This window comes from Amycolatopsis heterodermiae (genome assembly GCF_034929455.1).
GTDB lineage: Bacteria > Actinomycetota > Actinomycetes > Mycobacteriales > Pseudonocardiaceae > Amycolatopsis > Amycolatopsis heterodermiae.
Window position 1 is genome coordinate 88,076 of record NZ_JAYFSI010000011.1, and the last position, 15,406, is coordinate 103,481.

Here is a 15,406-nt window from a genome sequence, read left to right on the forward strand (position 1 = left end):
CTTCTTGCCCGGTGTCAAACCCCGGTGTAGCGTCCATAACGGAACGATAACCACCCGGTCGACGGCGTGGTCACGGGCAGGTGACCAGCCGCGTCCACTGATGTCGGGTCAGTGGACCGGCCGGGCTTCGTTCCTTCCCTGCCGACGTCTTTCCTGATGGGTACGCCCCTGGGCTCGTACCGGTCAGTGTCGCGTTTTCCCGCCAGCCCGACCCGGAGGATCCATGTCCCGCACCCAAGGACGGCATCGCATTTCCCGCAGAACGAAGATCGCCACCGGCGGTCTCGCGTTCGCGATCGCCGTCGGCGGCATCGCCGTCGCCGTCACGACCGGCAACACCGGCCAGGCCAGCGCCGACGAGGTCGACCCCGCCCTCTTCGTCGACATCCTGACGGTGCAGCCGAACCAGTTCGACCCGCGCCCGGTCTACGGCGCGTCGACGGGCACGTTCACCGTCGACTGCGGCCGCAACGAGAACGGCCACTTCAACCCCGACAACTTCATCGCGCAGCCCGGCGTCAAGAACGGCGCCCAGCACCTGCACGACTACGTCGGCAACCTCTCCACCAACGCCGACTCCAACAACAAGAGCCTCGTCAAGGCCGGCACCACCTGCCGCAACGGTGACAAGTCCGCCTACTTCTGGCCGGTCGTCCGCATCGACACCGGTGAAGAGGAGAAGGCGGCCGCCGAGAACCCGCCCGCGAAGGCGCCGGACGCCGAGCGCGCCCAGGCCGCCCAGGAGGCGAAGACCGACCAGGTCGCCTGCCCGGACGTCGCCAGCAAGCTCGCCGACGTCCCCGACCAGGCGATGGACGAGGTCGACGGCAACCTGGACCAGCTCGACACCCAGACCGACGAGGCCAACCAGCGCGTCGCCTCGACGCAGGGCCAGGGCGGCGCGGACTTCATGCGCAACGCTATCCTGACGCCGCTCAAGGACCGTCGTGCCGCGATCCTGGAGCGGATCGCCGCCGCGATCGCCCGGTTCCGGCAGAAACCGGACCTGGGCGGGCTCGCGCCGTGCGCGCCGAAGCCGGGCAAGGACACCGGGACCGGGACGACCCCGCCGCCGAGCAGCACCGCCCCGGGCGGCGCGCTGCCGGGGCAGGACCAGAACAACGAGCTGCCCGGCAACGACGGCGTGATCCAGCGGCCGCAGAAGGTGCAGATCACCTTCCGGGGCAGCCCGGTCGGCAAGGTCGTGGCGATGCCGAAGTTCCTGCGCGTGCTCTACGGCGACGCGAAGGTGTCGACCAACGGGCCGGCCAACGCCCGCGCGAGCTGGACGTGCAGCGGGTTCGAGAACCGCGTCACCCAGCTCTACCCGATCTGCCCGCCGAACAGCAAGGTCAAGCGGATCCACACGTTCCCGAGCTGCTGGGACGGGCAGAACACCGACAGCGCGAACCACCGCACGCACATCGTGTTCCCGGACCAGAACGGCCGGTGCGCCCAGGGTTTCAAGGCCGTGCCGCAGCTGCAGATCTCGCTGACCTACGACATCCCGCACGACATCCAGGTCAAGAAGCAGTACAAAGTGGACGGTTTCCCGCAGGAGCACCACAACCCGTTCTCCGACCACGACGACTTCGCCAACGTGATGTCGCAGCGGATCATGAACAACCTGGTCAACTGCGTGAACCGCGGCAAGACCTGCCGGGCCTGACCACCCCCGGCACTCCACAAAGGACAGACCGAGCGCCCCGCCACCCATTCCCGGGTGGCGGGGCGCTCGCGTGCGCGCGGGGAATCGTCATTCCGGGGGCGTGCGTTCCTCACGGGTGCCTCCGTGCGCATCGCACTCCAGAAGACGTCGCGGTGCACCCCGGCACCCCAGACTTGTTCACGTCACCCCGTCCCGGAATCCACACCGGAGACACTCCACATCGCACAGGAGGACCCATGATCTCGACCTTCGAGCGCCCCTCGGCCGTCGTCGTCCACAACCGCGCCGTGGTGCACAACCGGGCCGTCGTCCACAACCGCGCGGTGGTCCACAACCGCGCCGTCGTCCACAACCGCGCTTCCGCCAAGTAGCAGCACCCGTTCCCTGCCGCACCACGTGCCGCGGCCCCACCCCGGGGCCGCGGCACGGCCGTCTCGACCCAGGGGGTCCGCCATGCCTTCCGACGACGTACGCCTGGAGCTCACCGGGGTCGAGGTCCACGACCTGGAGCCGGCCCTGTGCCTGCTCATCACGCCGAACGGCGGCCAGTACTCGATCACGGCGCCCACCAGGGAGTTCCGCGCGTGGATCGCCCGCTGCGACGGCACCCGCACCCGGGCCGAGCTGCTCGCCGGGATGAACCCCGACTACGAGGAGGTGCTCGACGTCCTGGAGGCGGACGGCAGCCTGCGCCCCGTGTCGGACGGGTCCGGGGTCCTGCGCGCGGCCGAGACCACCGTCCTGATCGCCGGGACGCCCGAGCTGACCGCGCCCCTCGCGCAGCTCCTCGCGCCGGTCGGGTACGCGCGAGTCGAGACGCTCTCCGACCTCGACGGGCCGTTCCCCGTCGACCCGGCCGACACCGTCGTCGTCGCCGCGTTCACCCATCCGGCATATTCGGAACTCACCGCGCTCGACGCGTTCTGCACGGACCGCGGCGTGCGCCTGCTGCCCTTCCGCTGTGAACGCGGGCAGGGGCTCGCCGGCCCCGCGATCACGCCCGGCGGCGCCGGCCCCGACTTCGCCGACGTGCTCGCCCGGCGGCGCTCGGCGGCCCTGGACCCGCGGGTGATCGACGCCTTCGCCAGCGCCGACCCGCCGCGCGGCCGGCGGTTCCGGCCCGGCGACGCCCGCTGGATGATGAGCGTGCTCGCCGTCCAGCTCGAACGCTGGCTCGCCGGCGAACCCGCCGAGACGACCACCGGCGAGCTCGAGATCGACCCCGTCCGGCTGAGCGTGCTCCCCCGGCCGGTGCTGCCCGTCCCGGACCGGCCCCGGCCGGTCGAGGCGCACGGCCCGCGCCCGGACCTGCTCGTCGACGACCGCACCGGGATCGTGACCGCGGTGCACGAGCTCCCGCCCGCGCCGGGGATGCCCGCGCGGCTGCGGGTGTGCGCCGTGGACGTCGCGGACATGCGCCGGGTCGTCGACTGGCCCAACGACCGCCAGGCGTTCGGCACCTCCTGGCACGACTTCGACCAGGCCCGCGACTCCGCGATCGGGGAGGCCGTGGAACGCTACTGCGGCAGCTGGCTGGCCCCGGAGCGCGAGATCCGGCACGGGAGCTTCCGGCAGCTGCGCCGCAACGGCGTCCCCGCGCTCGATCCGCGCCGCCTGAACCTCTACTCCCCGCGCCAGCACGCCACGCCCGGCTTCCCGTTCGCGCCGCTGACCCCCGAGACGGAGTGCGCCTGGATCGAGGCTTTTTCGCACACGACAAGGGAAGCCGTGTGGGTCCCCGCCTGTCTCGTGTCCCAGGAGGCCGAACCCGGCGGCGCCCGGTTCACCGATCCCCTGATCGCCGGCCTCGCCAGTGGCACCAGCGAAGAGCACGCCGTGACCTCGGGCCTGGAAGAGGTGCTCGAACGCGACACCACCATGCTCTGGTGGGCCAACACGCCGCAGCTGCGCCGGCTGCCGGTCCCGGCCGAGATCCGGGCGCTGGTCGCCGACACCGCCGAGACCTACGACGTCACGCTGATCCCGCTGGACAACGAGTTCGCCGTCCCGATCGTCGCCGCCGCGGTGTTCGACCGGGCCCGGCGCTGGCTGTCGATCGGCTTCGCCACCCGCCCCGACGCGCTCGAGGCGGCCAAGAAGGCGCTCGCCGAAGGGTTCACGCTGCAGCACACCTGCCTCGCCCTCGACGACGAGCGCGAACTCGCCGGGATGCAGGCCGACCTGCCGCACCTGTCCAACCTCAAGGCCTACCGCGCCGACCGCCGCTACCTCGACTCCTACCGCGAGGACTTCGGTGACGTCGTGGACCTGCTGTGCCAGCAGCAGATCTACCTCGACCCTCGTGCCGCGACCCGGGTGGCGCCGTGGGTGCGCGACCTGGCGGTGCGGCCCTGGGAGGGCCTGCCCGCCCTCGGCGAGCGGCGGCTCAAGGCCTACCGCGAACGCGTCGAGGAGCGCGGGTTCGAGGTGATCAGCGTCGACCTGACCACCCGGGACGTCGCGGCCGCCGGGTTCCACGCCGCGCACACGATCGTGCCGGGGCTGGTGTCCAACTTCCCGGCCGGGTTCCCGTACTGGGGCGACGGCCGGATCCGCCGGGCGGCCGTCGACCTGGGCTGGCGGACGACACCCCTGCCCGAAGAGCGGCTGAACGTGTTCCCGCTCCCCCACGCGTGAGGGATACCGATGGCTGTCACCGAACTGCTCGGGCTGCCCCGCACCCGCGGGCGGCTGCCGCTGGTCGCCGCGCAGGGCGTGGACGCGCTCGGCACGGGGCTGTTCCTCCCGTTCGCCGTCGTGTACTTCCACGCGGCGAAGGACCTTCCGCTGACGGCGGTCGGCGGCGCGCTGTCGGCCGCCGCGCTGCTGGCGCTCCCGGCCGGCCCGCTCGCGGGCCCGCTCGTCGACCGGCTCGGCGCCCGCCGGGTCGTGGTCGTCGCGAACCTGCTGCGGGTGCTGACCTTCGCCGGGTACGTCTTCGCCGGCTCCCTCTGGCAGCTGGTCGTCCTGGCGGCGCTGACGTTCTGGGGTGAGGGCCTGTTCTGGCCCGCCTCGGGCGCGCTCGTGGCGCAGGTGGCCGACGAGGGCCAGCGGGCCCGCTGGTACGCGATGGACCGCGCGCTGCGCAACGTCGGCATCGGCGTCGGTGGGCTGGCCGGGGGTGTGCTCGTCGCCTGGGGCGGGACCAGCGGCTACACCGGGATCGTCCTGCTGAACGCGGCGACCTTCCTGGTCGCGGCCGCGCTGGTCGCGTCGTGGCGGGGCCCGGCCGCCACGCCCGCCCCGCCACCGCGTGAGACGGCGGCGCGCGGGGGTTATCGCGCGGTGCTCGCGGACCGGGCGTTCCGGCGCGTGCTGGTGACCGTCTTCGTGTTCGCCTTGTGCGACCTGGCGTTGACCGTGCTGCTCAGCGCGTACGTGATCGACACCCTCAGCCTGCCGACGTGGCAGCCGGGGATCCTGTTCGCCCTCAACACCGTGCTGGTGGTGGCCGGGCAGACGGTGGTGGCGAGCCGGCTGGAAGGACACCGCAAGCCGCGCGTACTGCAGATTGCCGCGATCGTGTGGGCCCTGTCGTTCCTGCTGTTCGCCGTCGTACCGTGGGCTGTGCCCGTACCCGCGATCGTCGTGCTCACGGTGGCGACGGCGGTGTTCACCGCCGCGGAGCTGCTGCAGGCGCCGACCAGCAGCGCGCTCACCGTCGCGCTGGCCCCGCCGCACCTGCGCGGCCGCTACTTCGGCCTGGAGGAGCTGCTCTGGGGGGCCGCCAGGGTCGTCGCGCCGGTGACGTTCACCGCGTTGCTGGCCGGCGGGGCCCAGCTGCCGTGGCTCGTGCTCGCCGGCTGCTGCGCGGTGGCCTTCGCCGTCCTCAAAGGACTGAAGCCGGCCGAGGCCGTCTCCGAGGCGAAACAGCCCGCGGATGCGTGATCCGGCGGAACTGGAAGACGTCTACCTCGCGGTCTACCGCGAGCCGCCGTACCGGGAGGACGCGGCGGACGCGGCCCGCTTCCGTGACACCGTGACCCGGCACGCGCGGCTGCCGGGGTTCGCGCTGACGACCGTCCGCGACGGTGCCGGGCTCGGCGGGTTCGCCTACGGCGTCGGCCGCGAGGCCGGCTGGTGGCACCCGGCCGCCGCGACGCCGGCGCCCCTTCCGCTCGGCCGGGGTCCGCTGTTCTACGTCTACGAGCTCGCCGTCCGGCCGGCCCTGCGCGGCCGGGGGCACGGCGGCGCGCTGCTGCGCGACCTGCTCGACGGGCGGCCCGAACCATTCGCCGTGCTGGCGGCGGCGAGCGCGGCGCCGGCGTACGCGATGTACCTGCGGTGGGGCTGGGAGCGGGTCGGCGCCCTCACGTCGGGCTCGGACCTGCTGGCGCTGCCGCTGCCCGTCCGGCCTCGCGTTCCGCGGCCACGAGCGCGTCCTCGGTGACCACGAAGAGCCCGGCCACCACGGTGAAGGCCAGCACCGCCATGACCACGAACACCGCGTGCAGGCCCAGCGCCTGGGCGAGCACGCCGGCCGTCAGGGCGCCGAGCGACTTGGTGCCCCAGGCGACCAGGCGGTAGCTGCTGTTGAGGCGCCCGAGCAGCCGGTCGGGCGTGAGGCGCTGGCGCAGCGACACCATGACGACGTTCGACACCACGATCCCCATCCCGCCGGCGAAGAACCCCGCGCCGACGGCGTACGGATTCGCCGTCACCGCGAGGACGCCGACCGAGAGCCCGCCGGCGAGCCAGGCCACCCACAGCGCCGGGATCCGGCCGAGCCGGCGTTCCACCGCTTCGGCGAGGAACGACCCGGCGACCCCGCCCGCCGCGTTGACGGCCATCAGCAGCCCGAAGGCCGGCTCGGACAGGCCCATCGGCGAACCCGGGCCGACCGCGTAGAGCACGAACACGGCGAAGGTCGCGCCGGTCGCGAAGTTGAACGTGCCGACCATGACCGAGAACGTGCGCAACACCTTGTGCCGCACCAGGAACCGCAGTCCTTCGGCGATGTCCGCGCGGAGCGTGGTGCGGCCGGTCCGCTCGACCCGGTACGAGCCGCGCACCAGCAGCAGTGCCGCCACGGCCACCGCCCACAGCGCCACCGGCGTGACGAGCGCGGCCAGCACGCCCGCGGCGACCAGCAGCCCGGCCAGCGGCGGCCCGGCGAACTCGTTGGCCGTCTGCTCGGCGGCGTACATCCGGCCGTTGGCCGCCGGCAGCCGCTCGCGCCCGACGACCTGCGGGACGATCGACTGCGCGGCGGTGTCGTAGATCGTCTCGGCGAACCCGACCCCCGCGGCGACGACGTAGAGCGCCCAGATCGACCCGCCGCCGAAGAGGGTCAGGGCGGTGACGGCGGCGAGCAGGCCGCCGCGGACCAGGTTCGCGCCGAGCATCGCGCGACGGCGGTCCAGCCGGTCGACCAGCGCGCCGGCGGGGAGCGCGAAGAGCAGCCACGGCAGGGTGAAGGCGAAGGCCAGCCCGGCGATCAGGGCCGGCGACCGCGTGTAACCGACCGCCAGCAGGGGCAGGGCCACCTTGAGGACGCCGTCGGCGAGGCTCGAGAGGCCGGCCGCGGTCCACAACCGCCAGTAGGTGCTGCCCAGGCTCATGCTATTGAGAGTTGCACATCGATGGGGAAATCTCCATCGATGTGTCGGAATTCGATCGATGGACTACGCTGCGTTCATGACCGAACCCCGCCGGCGCCGGCCGGCGACCCCGCGGGAGGCGAAGGCCCTCGGCCACCCGCTGCGCCTGCGCATCATGCGGATGTGCCTGGTCGAGGAGCTGACGAACAAGCAGCTCGCCGACCGCCTCGACCGGGATCCCGGCACGGTCCTGCACCACGTCCGCCAGCTGGTCGCCGCCGGGCTGCTGGAGCAGGCCCCGGTCCGCACCGGCCCGAGCGGCGCGCTGGAGAAGCCGTACCGGTCGAACAACGAGACGTGGTGGCTGGACGGCCCGCTGGCCGGCGCCGACGCCGAAACCCGGTTCGCGCCGATCGAGATCTTCCAGGAGGAGCTGGCCGCGTCCGGCCCGGACTCGGTGGCGGTGCACGAGAAGTTCCTGCTGCACCTGTCCCCCGACGAGGTCCGGGAGCTGGACCGGCGCATCCTGGCGGTGCTGGACGAGTACGTGGCGTCCGACCACGAGCGGCTGGACCGCCCGGCCCTGGGCGGCATCTTCGTGCTGCACCGGGTGAAACCGTCGTGAGTGGCAAGGAGGGTTAGAACCCTCCTCACCACTCACGACCAGCCGCGGCAGACGATCAGTGGTTCACCTTGAACCACGGCTGCGACCAGCCGAGGTAGGTCTGGCCCCACTTGCTCTTGATCTGCGCGATCGTCGTCTCGGTGTAGGTGCCCGCGCCGTTGATGTCGTTCGACAGGAACTTGCCGCCGCCGATGGAGATCATCGTGTGGCCCGAGCCGCCGTTGGAGAAGAACGCCAGGCCGCCGGCCGGGACGTCCGTGCTGCCCGCGTGCTTGTACTGGGCCGGGATCTGCGTCCAGTGCACGTACGCCGTTTCCGAGCCGCTCGCGCTGAAGCCGTAGTTCTGCGCGTTGATGCGGTCGCACCAGCCGTTGTAGGACGAGTCGTTGTTCGTGTGCACGCGCGACTTCGCCTTCGCGACGGCCTGGGCGCAGGTGTTCGGGTCGTTCAGCCCGGACGTCGTGCAGTTCGCCGCCGGCGGCGGCGGGACGTCGGTGCAGTCCGGCGCGATCCGGCCGTCGGAGCCGGTGTAGACGTAGGTGTCGGTGATGTAGCCGCCCGGGACGTGGTCCCAAATGTTGCTGGTGCCGTACTTGCCGGTGACCGACTCGCCGGTGGTCTGGCAGTCGATGTCGACGGCGGTGCCGTCGGCGACCGTCCCGGTCGAGCCCGCGCCGGTGCTCGGCGACGAGCGCACCGTCAGCGGCGCGCCCGAATCGGTGTGCACGGTGCCGGTGGCCGCCAGCGCCGGGGTGGCGCCGGCCAGCACGATCGCCGCGGCGATGCCGACCACCCCGGCCGCACGCTTGCCGATGCGAATTCTCATTTGTCCGTCCTCCGTCGTTCTGGTGTGCCGACAGAGTGACGAGCACCGGTACAAGCCCCGTACAAACGCCGGTGCGGCTCGTGGAGATACGGCAAAAAGGACGGGCCCCGCCGGTCGAAACCGGCGGGGCCCCGTCAAGGCGAACTCAGGCCAGGTACTCGGCCGCCGCGCGCAGGCTGACGTACGAGCCGCTGAACGTGTCCAGCCGCGGGCCGTCGCCGTCCGGCGGTCCCGGGACGCCCGTCTCGACGCGGATGAAGTCCACAGTGGACAACGCCGACAGCAGGGCGCGCACCCGCGGGTGGCGGTGCGCCTCGCGCGTCACGACGACGACACTCGAGAACCCTTGCGCCGCTTCGAGAATCTTGTCGAGGTCGTCCGGGCCTGCGGTGATCGCCCGCGTGCCGGGAACCAGCTCGGCCAGGTGCGCGCCGAGGCCCCACGGCATCGGGCCGGCCGCGATGGTCGGCTCCGTCTCGACGTCCACCACCAGCGGCGGGCCGTCGAGCCGGGGCTCGCCGGTGACGCGCAGGGCCTTGCGGGCCGCCTCCAGGCCGAGCCGGCGGTCGACCGGGCCGACCGTCGCCGGGGCCGGGTCGGTGCCCAGCGCCGCCGTCCGCTCCGCCGCCTCCGCCAGCCGCTCCAGCGGCAGGTCCCCCGACGCGACCGCGGCCACGATCGCCGCGTTGATCGCGTCCAGGGCGTCGGCCTCGAAGGCCGCGCCGCCGATGCAGAGCGCGTCCGCGCCCGCCTTCAGCGCCCGCACCGCCGAGAGGCCGAGACCGTCGTGGCGGCCGTACCCGCCCGACACCGCGCCCATCTCCAGCGCGTCGGTGATGACCGCGCCGGTGAAGCCCAGCTCGCCGCGCAGGACGTCGGTCAGGGCGGTGCGGTTGAACGTCGCCGGCTCGTCGCCCCAGGCCTGGACGACCAAGTGGCCGGTCATCACCGAACGCACCCCCGCCCGGATCGCGGCGGCGAACGGGACCAGCTCGATCTCGCGCAGCTCTTCGGGCGTCCGCGGCAGCACGGGCAGGGCCACGTGCGAGTCCTCGGTCGCCGCGCCGTGGCCCGGGAAGTGCTTCGCGCACGCCGCGACGCCGTACTTCTGCAGCCCGGTGACGTACGCCGCGACGTGCGGTGACGCCTTCGCCGGGTCGGACCCGAACGCCCGGACGCCGATGATCGGGTCCTCGGCCGCCAGGGTCAGGTCCGCGCACGGCGCCAGGTTGATCGTGACGCCGCAGGCCGCGAGCCGCTCGCCGAGCGCGGCGGCGACCGCCGTGGTCAGCTCCGGGTCGTCGGCCGCGCCGAGGGCCAGCGGCCCCGGCACGAACGACCCGGTGTTCACGTCGAGGCGGGGGGGGGCGCCCCCCCCCCCCCCCCGCCGTTCACACCGCCGCGATCAGCTCTTGGCCGCGACTCCCTGCCGGGCCCGCAGGTCCAGCTCGATCTGCTCCAGCGAACGGCCCTTCGTCTCCGGGACCAGCCACTTGGTGAGGACGAACAGCACCACGTTGATGCCGGCGAACAGGAACATCGAACCGCCGATGCCGAGCGAGCCCACCGCGGAGATGAGCGGGAAGACCGCGCTCACGATGCCCGTCGCCGCCCAGAGGATGACGCTGCTGACGCCCATGCCCGCCGCGCGGTACTTGAGCGGGAACACCTCGGCCATCATCACCCAGACGACCGCGCCCCAGCCGAGCTCGTAGCCGACCAGGTACAGCACCATCATCACCAGCATCAGGATGCCGCGGGTACCGGTGTCGTGGACGTTCAGCACCACGAGCCCGGCCGCCACCAGCGTGATCACCATGATCACGTTGCCGATGAGCAGCAGCGGCTTGCGGCCCCAGCGGTCCACCACGAACACGACCCACGCGGTGAACAGGAACTTCGTGACGCCCAGCAGCACGCCGGACAGCAGCGCGGCCTGCGTGGCGAACCCGAGGCCGATCAGCATCGTCGGGAAGTACGCGTTGATCGCGTTGACGCCGCTGAACTGCTGGCCGATCGCGAGCAGGGCCGCGACGATCATCATCGGCCGCACGAAGCCGGAGAACAGGTCGCGGAACCGCGGCTTGTCCTCGGTGTCCATCTGGATGACGCCGCGGATGGTGGCGATCTCCTCGTCGAGGTCCACGGTGTTGCCGTGCGCGCTCGCCAGGACCCGCCGGGCCTCTTCCTCCTGACCGTTCTTGACCAGCCAGCGCGGGGTCTCGGGCAGGAACGCGAGCCCGACGAGCAGGATCGCCGCGGGCACGATCGCGCCGGCGAACATCCAGCGCCACGCCGAGATCGGGCCGAGCCAGTAGCTGACCAGGAACGCGATCAGGATGCCGAGCACGATGAAGATCTGGTTCAGCGCGCCCATCGCGCCCCGCAGCCGCGCCGGGGCCAGTTCGGACAGGTACGTCGGCACGGTCGACGAGGAAAGGCCGATACCGAGCCCGATGACCAGCCGCGAAACCACCAGGAGCGCGAACGTCGGCGAGAAGGTCGCCGCCAGCGTGCCCACGATGACGATCGCCGCGGCGACCATGATGGTGCGCCGCCGGCCGAGTGCTTCGTTGATGCGGCTGGAGAACAGCGCGCCCACGATGGCACCGACCGAAAGGCTGGCGGTGATCACACCCTTGTCCCAGGCGGTCAGCGACCACGCTTTCCCGATGAACGGGAGCACCCCGGAGATCACCCCGAGGTCGTATCCGAACAGGATTCCGCCGAGCGCGCCGAAGAAGTACAGGGTTGTTCGGCTTATCTGCCGTGGCGGGGCCGTCTGCGTCATTGCCGGGTCGCCTCTTTCATAGGTCCAGTCCAGCCAGCGGCACCACACTCACACGCCGAAAAAGGCCCGGCAAGACAGTCCTTGATAACGATTCAGAAACGTGATCGCCGTTCACATATGTGACAGCAATTGGCGCACAACGCTACTCCGTCCGCCATTTCGCCATTCACATGCTCGAATCGGTGCACAGTGGACACGGTTCGGATTCGCCGGCGGTTCAGGCGTCCATTCCGGACGCCGGACCGGGAAGGGTTTGAAAGCGCTCCCAGAGGGGAAAGAAGAACGCAGCAGGAGAGGGGTTCAACCCACCCCCAGGTGGTTGAACCCCTCTCCGCGCCCCCAGACCGGACAGTCGGGGCCGAGCATCCGCAGCCTTGCTCGGGTGCTGTCCGATGTCTGTCTGGTACCACTCTCCCCGGTACTGGGACCCGACGCCATTCCTGCCCGGATGCGAGTTTTTCGCCCGTTCGCACCCCGCCTGAGCTGCGGAAATCGTAGATCGGGGTACAGAACTACCCAAGCGGGCGGGCAAAAATTACCCGGTCACGGGGCTTCCAGCACGACCTTGCCGACGTGGGTGCCGGACTCGAGGTGCTTGAACGCCGCCGCGACGTCGTCGAAGCCGAACCGGCGGTCGATCACCGGCCGCAGCCCGGACTGCTCGATCGCGCGGTTCATCACCTGGAACGTCTCCCGGGAGGCGTTGGTGAGCCCGCGCAGGGTCAGCTGCTTGACCAGCACGAGGACCGGGTCCGCGGCACCTTCGTGTGTGAGGACGCCGGCGACGCTGACGTGCCCGCCGACGCGGGCGGCGAGCATCGACTGGCCGATCGTGCCGCCCCCGCCGACGTCGACGACGTGGTCGGCGCCGCCGCCGGTCAGCTCCGCCACGGCGGGACCCCACTCGGGGGTGGTCGTGTAGTTGAGGGTCTCGGCCGCGCCGAGCGCGCGCAGCCGCTCCAGCTTCTCGTCGGAGCTGGACGTCGCGATGACGCGGGCCCCGGCGAGCGCGGCGAACTGCAGGGCGAACGCGGACAGGCCGCCGCTGCCGAGGGTCAGCACGGTCTGGCCGGGGAACACCCCGCCCTCCTCGACGATCGCGCGCCACGCCGTCACCCCGGCGCTGGGCAGCGTCGCGGCCTCGGCGTAGTCCAGGTGCGCCGGCACGGCCACCAGCGCGTCCTCCGGGAACACGGCGTACTCGGCGAGCGTCCCGTCGAGCGAGCCGAACAGATCGTCCGCGGTCTTCTCCGGCGTCCCGGGACCGGCGAGCCAGTTCGGGAAGTACGTCGCGGCCACCCGGTCGCCCACCGACCACGAGCCCACGCCGTCGCCGAGGCCGACGACCTCGCCCGCGCCGTCGGACAGCGCGACGACGTCCGGCTTGACCGGTTTCGGGTAGAAACCCTTGAGGATCATCAGGTCGCGGGCGTTGAGCGCCCACCCGCGCAACCGCACGAGGACCTGACCGGGGCCGGGTTCCGGGACGTCACGCTCGCCCAGAACGAGCCCGGCTCCGGGACGCGGCAGGGAAAAGTACTTCACAGCGGCTCCAAGGGTGCGGGAAAGTCGTCAACAGGGCCAGTGTGTCGAAGTCGCGAGCTCTTCGTCGACGGTCCCGAGAAGTTCCGGCGTCAGTTCGGCGAGTGACACCGGGAGGTGCCGGACGCCGTACCCGGCCATGAACTCCCGCTGCCGCGCGTGGGCCGGGCTGGAGGGGAACCCGATGAACCCCGCGCCGTGCTCGCGCGCGTCGGCGGCCACCCGGCTCACGTCGTCGACGAACACGATCTCGTCGAACCCGACGTCGAACACCGTGCGGGCGATGTGCTCGACGCCCGGCCGGTGTTCGTTGATGCTGACGTACGGCACCTCGGGGTCGAGCAGCGCGGTGAAGTCGCCGAGGTACCGGTCGAACGTGTGCTCCCGGGTCCGCCCGCCGTAACAGGCGAGCCGGACGGGCAGCCCACCCAGCGCCGTCAGGCAGTCCTGGACGCCCTCGGCGACCCGGATCGGGTGCTCCCGCAGGTACTCCTGCCGCGCGGCCCACAGCTGCTTCAGCGTCTCCTCGGCCGGCTGGTCCAGATCGCAGAGCCGGGTGACCTTCTCGGCGACTACGAGGTCGCGCAGCCCGATCACGTCCCGCTCGGCCGCGGCGTCGTACCGGCCGCCGTGCTCGGTGACGAACCGGGCGATCATGTCCAGGTACGTGTCGTCGATGAGCACGCCGTCGCAGTCGAGCGCGACCACGCGCAGCTTCTCGAGCGCGGTCACCGCTGCGCGAACACTTCCCGCGCGGCCGCGATGGCGTTGAGCGCGGCCGGGAAGCCGCAGTAGAACGCCAGGTGCAGGATCGTCTCGACGATCTCCTTCTCCGTGCCGCCGACGTTGAGCATGCCGTGCAGGTGCACCTTCAGCTGCGGGGTCGCGGTCCCGAGCGCGACGCACGCGGCAATCGTGACGATCTCGCGGTGGCGCAGGCTCAGGTGCGGCCGGCTGTAGAGCTCGCCGAAGGAGAACTCGATGATGTAAGTGGCCAGGTCGGGCGCGATGTCCTTCAGCGCCTCGGCGACCTTCTCCCCCGCGTCGCCGTCGATCGCCTTCATCGCGGCCAGGCCGCGCTCGTAGCGGTCCTCGATGCCGGCCCACGGCACGGCGGGCTCGTTCCGTTCCTCGGGCGCCGGCTCGTCGTCCGGCAGGCCGGCGAACGCCGCCTTCAGCTCCCCCAGCGCGTTCAGCGTGGCGGGGAACCCGGCGAACGAGCTGATGTGGATGACCGCCTCGATCAGCTGGCGGCGGGTGCAGCCGACGTTCAGCGCGGCCTTCGCGTGGAACTGCAGCTGGGAGCCCGCGTAGCCCAGGGCGGTCAGCGCGGCGACCGTCGCCAGCTGCCGGTCCGGGAGCGGGAGGCCGGGACGGTGGTAGACGTCGCCGTAGATGAACCCGACGCACTGCTCGCCGAACTCGGCTTCGCCGATGCTCGCGAACAGGTCCAGCACGGCCGGGCGGTCCACCCCGCCGAGCCGCTGGATGAGGGCCAATCCCTGGGCGAAGGACGCGTCGGACATCGTCGTGGGGTTTCCTTCCGCAGTGGTTTCGCCGGGTGTTCCCCGCGTCAGCCGAGGTAGGCGCGGGTCGCCTGGTCCGCCTTGCGGCGTTCCAGGGTGTCGATGCGGTCCAGCCGGATCATCGCGTAGTCGATGCCGGCGGTGGCCACGGTCCGCCCGTGCTGGCGCACGGCGGCGGTGGCCCGGAACTTCAGGTGGTGGTCGCGGCCGAGGTCGGACTCCTCGATGCGCGACTCGACCGTGGCCGGCAGCGGGAACAGGAAGTCCTCGAAGGACAGGTCGATCCGCTTCCACACCCCCGCATAACCGGAAGAGGTCAGGGACGGGCGGACCGCGGTCTCGAACTGCGCGATGCAGATCTGCCGCATCGCCTCGATGATCACGATGCCCTGCACGTGCTCGCCGGTGTGGTGGTCGAGGACCAGCTCGTTGTCCCGGTGGATGCGCAGGCCGGCCTGGCAGAGTGTCGCTTCCGGACTGTGCACGCCCGCCAGCAGGACGTTCTCCTGGCGGTGCTTGTGGACGACCTCCGGGGCCACCGGCACCGGCCCGAACGCCGCCGGGTCCACCAGCCCCACCACGCCGCCGGTCTTGTCGGCGGCGGCTTCCAGCAGGTCGCGGTCGGTCCCGTCGATGCCCTGTCCCGGGTGGACGATCCAGTGGCAGCCCTCGACGTCCGGGCCGCCGGAGGTCATGAAGGTCAGCAGCCCCGACATCGTGAACACCCGGTCGCCGCGGGCGAACCGGGCGAACCGGTCGGCCACCACCACGACGTGCCGGCGCGTGCGGCCGTCGAGCGCCCAGTCCGGGGCGGTGCCGGCCGGCCCCGGGGGACCGTCATGAGGTGCGCGGCGTGCAGAACCATCCGGCTCTGCCATCGGCACCTC

13 protein-coding genes and 1 pseudogene are annotated in these 15,406 nt (G+C 71.9%); 6 read left to right on the forward strand and 8 right to left on the reverse strand.

The annotated features are described in order from the left end of the window. Positions 1-223 precede the first annotated feature (223 nt). The 5 genes from VA596_RS36235 to VA596_RS36255 all read left to right on the forward strand — a co-directional run bounded on the left by VA596_RS36235 (position 224) and on the right by VA596_RS36255 (position 6,059). Positions 224-1,669 carry a DUF1996 domain-containing protein gene (locus tag VA596_RS36235; protein ID WP_323333241.1) on the forward strand — a complete coding sequence of 482 codons (1,446 nt, stop codon included), beginning with the start codon at positions 224-226 and terminating at the stop codon, positions 1,667-1,669. Positions 1,670-1,905: 236 nt separating this feature from the next. Beyond that, on the forward strand, positions 1,906-2,040 hold the full coding sequence (locus tag VA596_RS36240) for a hypothetical protein (protein ID WP_268747407.1): 135 nt from the start codon (positions 1,906-1,908) through the stop codon (positions 2,038-2,040). Between the two features lie 82 nt (positions 2,041-2,122). Continuing rightward, a complete protein-coding gene (locus VA596_RS36245; protein ID WP_323333243.1) occupies positions 2,123-4,306 on the forward strand; it encodes a YcaO-like family protein in 2,184 nt (727 codons plus the stop codon). A gap of 9 nt (positions 4,307-4,315) precedes the next feature. After that, positions 4,316-5,557: an MDR family MFS transporter gene (locus VA596_RS36250; RefSeq protein WP_323333245.1), complete on the forward strand. Its 1,242-nt coding sequence runs from the start codon at positions 4,316-4,318 to the stop codon at positions 5,555-5,557. Further along, a complete protein-coding gene (locus tag VA596_RS36255) occupies positions 5,550-6,059 on the forward strand; it encodes a GNAT family N-acetyltransferase (RefSeq protein ID WP_323333247.1) in 510 nt (169 codons plus the stop codon). Before VA596_RS36250 ends, VA596_RS36255 begins: the two co-directional genes overlap by 8 nt. On the opposite strand, the gene VA596_RS36260 is transcribed toward VA596_RS36255, so the two are convergent. Continuing rightward, on the reverse strand, positions 5,980-7,230 hold the full coding sequence (locus VA596_RS36260) for an MFS transporter (protein ID WP_323333249.1): 1,251 nt from the start codon (positions 7,228-7,230) through the stop codon (positions 5,980-5,982). The two genes, VA596_RS36255 and VA596_RS36260, sit on opposite strands and share 80 nt — an antisense overlap. 76 nt (positions 7,231-7,306) lie before the next feature. Here VA596_RS36260 and VA596_RS36265 point away from each other — a divergent pair, with 76 nt between their 5' ends. Then, entirely contained in the window at positions 7,307-7,834 is a 528-nt protein-coding gene (locus VA596_RS36265; RefSeq protein WP_323333251.1) for an ArsR/SmtB family transcription factor, read from the forward strand. 55 nt (positions 7,835-7,889) lie between these two features. Here VA596_RS36265 and VA596_RS36270 read toward each other — a convergent pair whose 3' ends face one another. The 7 genes and pseudogenes from VA596_RS36270 to VA596_RS36300 all read right to left on the reverse strand — a co-directional run bounded on the left by VA596_RS36270 (position 7,890) and on the right by VA596_RS36300 (position 15,397). Then, positions 7,890-8,660, reverse strand: coding sequence for an SH3 domain-containing protein (locus VA596_RS36270; RefSeq protein WP_323333252.1), 771 nt, complete (start codon positions 8,658-8,660; stop codon positions 7,890-7,892). A 145-nt stretch (positions 8,661-8,805) separates the two neighbouring features. Beyond that, positions 8,806-10,035: pseudogene (locus VA596_RS36275) on the reverse strand (glycoside hydrolase family 3 protein); the annotation flags it as partial. 30 nt (positions 10,036-10,065) lie between these two features. Next, entirely contained in the window at positions 10,066-11,451 is a 1,386-nt protein-coding gene (locus VA596_RS36280; protein WP_323333255.1) for a sugar porter family MFS transporter, read from the reverse strand. 543 nt (positions 11,452-11,994) lie between these two features. Continuing rightward, positions 11,995-12,996, reverse strand: coding sequence for a zinc-dependent alcohol dehydrogenase family protein (locus tag VA596_RS36285; RefSeq protein WP_323333257.1), 1,002 nt, complete (start codon positions 12,994-12,996; stop codon positions 11,995-11,997). Between the two features lie 27 nt (positions 12,997-13,023). After that, entirely contained in the window at positions 13,024-13,725 is a 702-nt protein-coding gene (locus tag VA596_RS36290) for an HAD family hydrolase (protein ID WP_323333258.1), read from the reverse strand. Then, a complete protein-coding gene (locus VA596_RS36295) occupies positions 13,722-14,519 on the reverse strand; it encodes a carboxymuconolactone decarboxylase family protein (protein ID WP_323333260.1) in 798 nt (265 codons plus the stop codon). Before VA596_RS36295 ends, VA596_RS36290 begins: the two co-directional genes overlap by 4 nt. Before the next feature lie 47 nt (positions 14,520-14,566). Further along, positions 14,567-15,397, reverse strand: coding sequence for an AfsA-related hotdog domain-containing protein (locus VA596_RS36300; protein ID WP_323333262.1), 831 nt, complete (start codon positions 15,395-15,397; stop codon positions 14,567-14,569). Between the last annotated feature and the right edge of the window lie 9 nt (positions 15,398-15,406).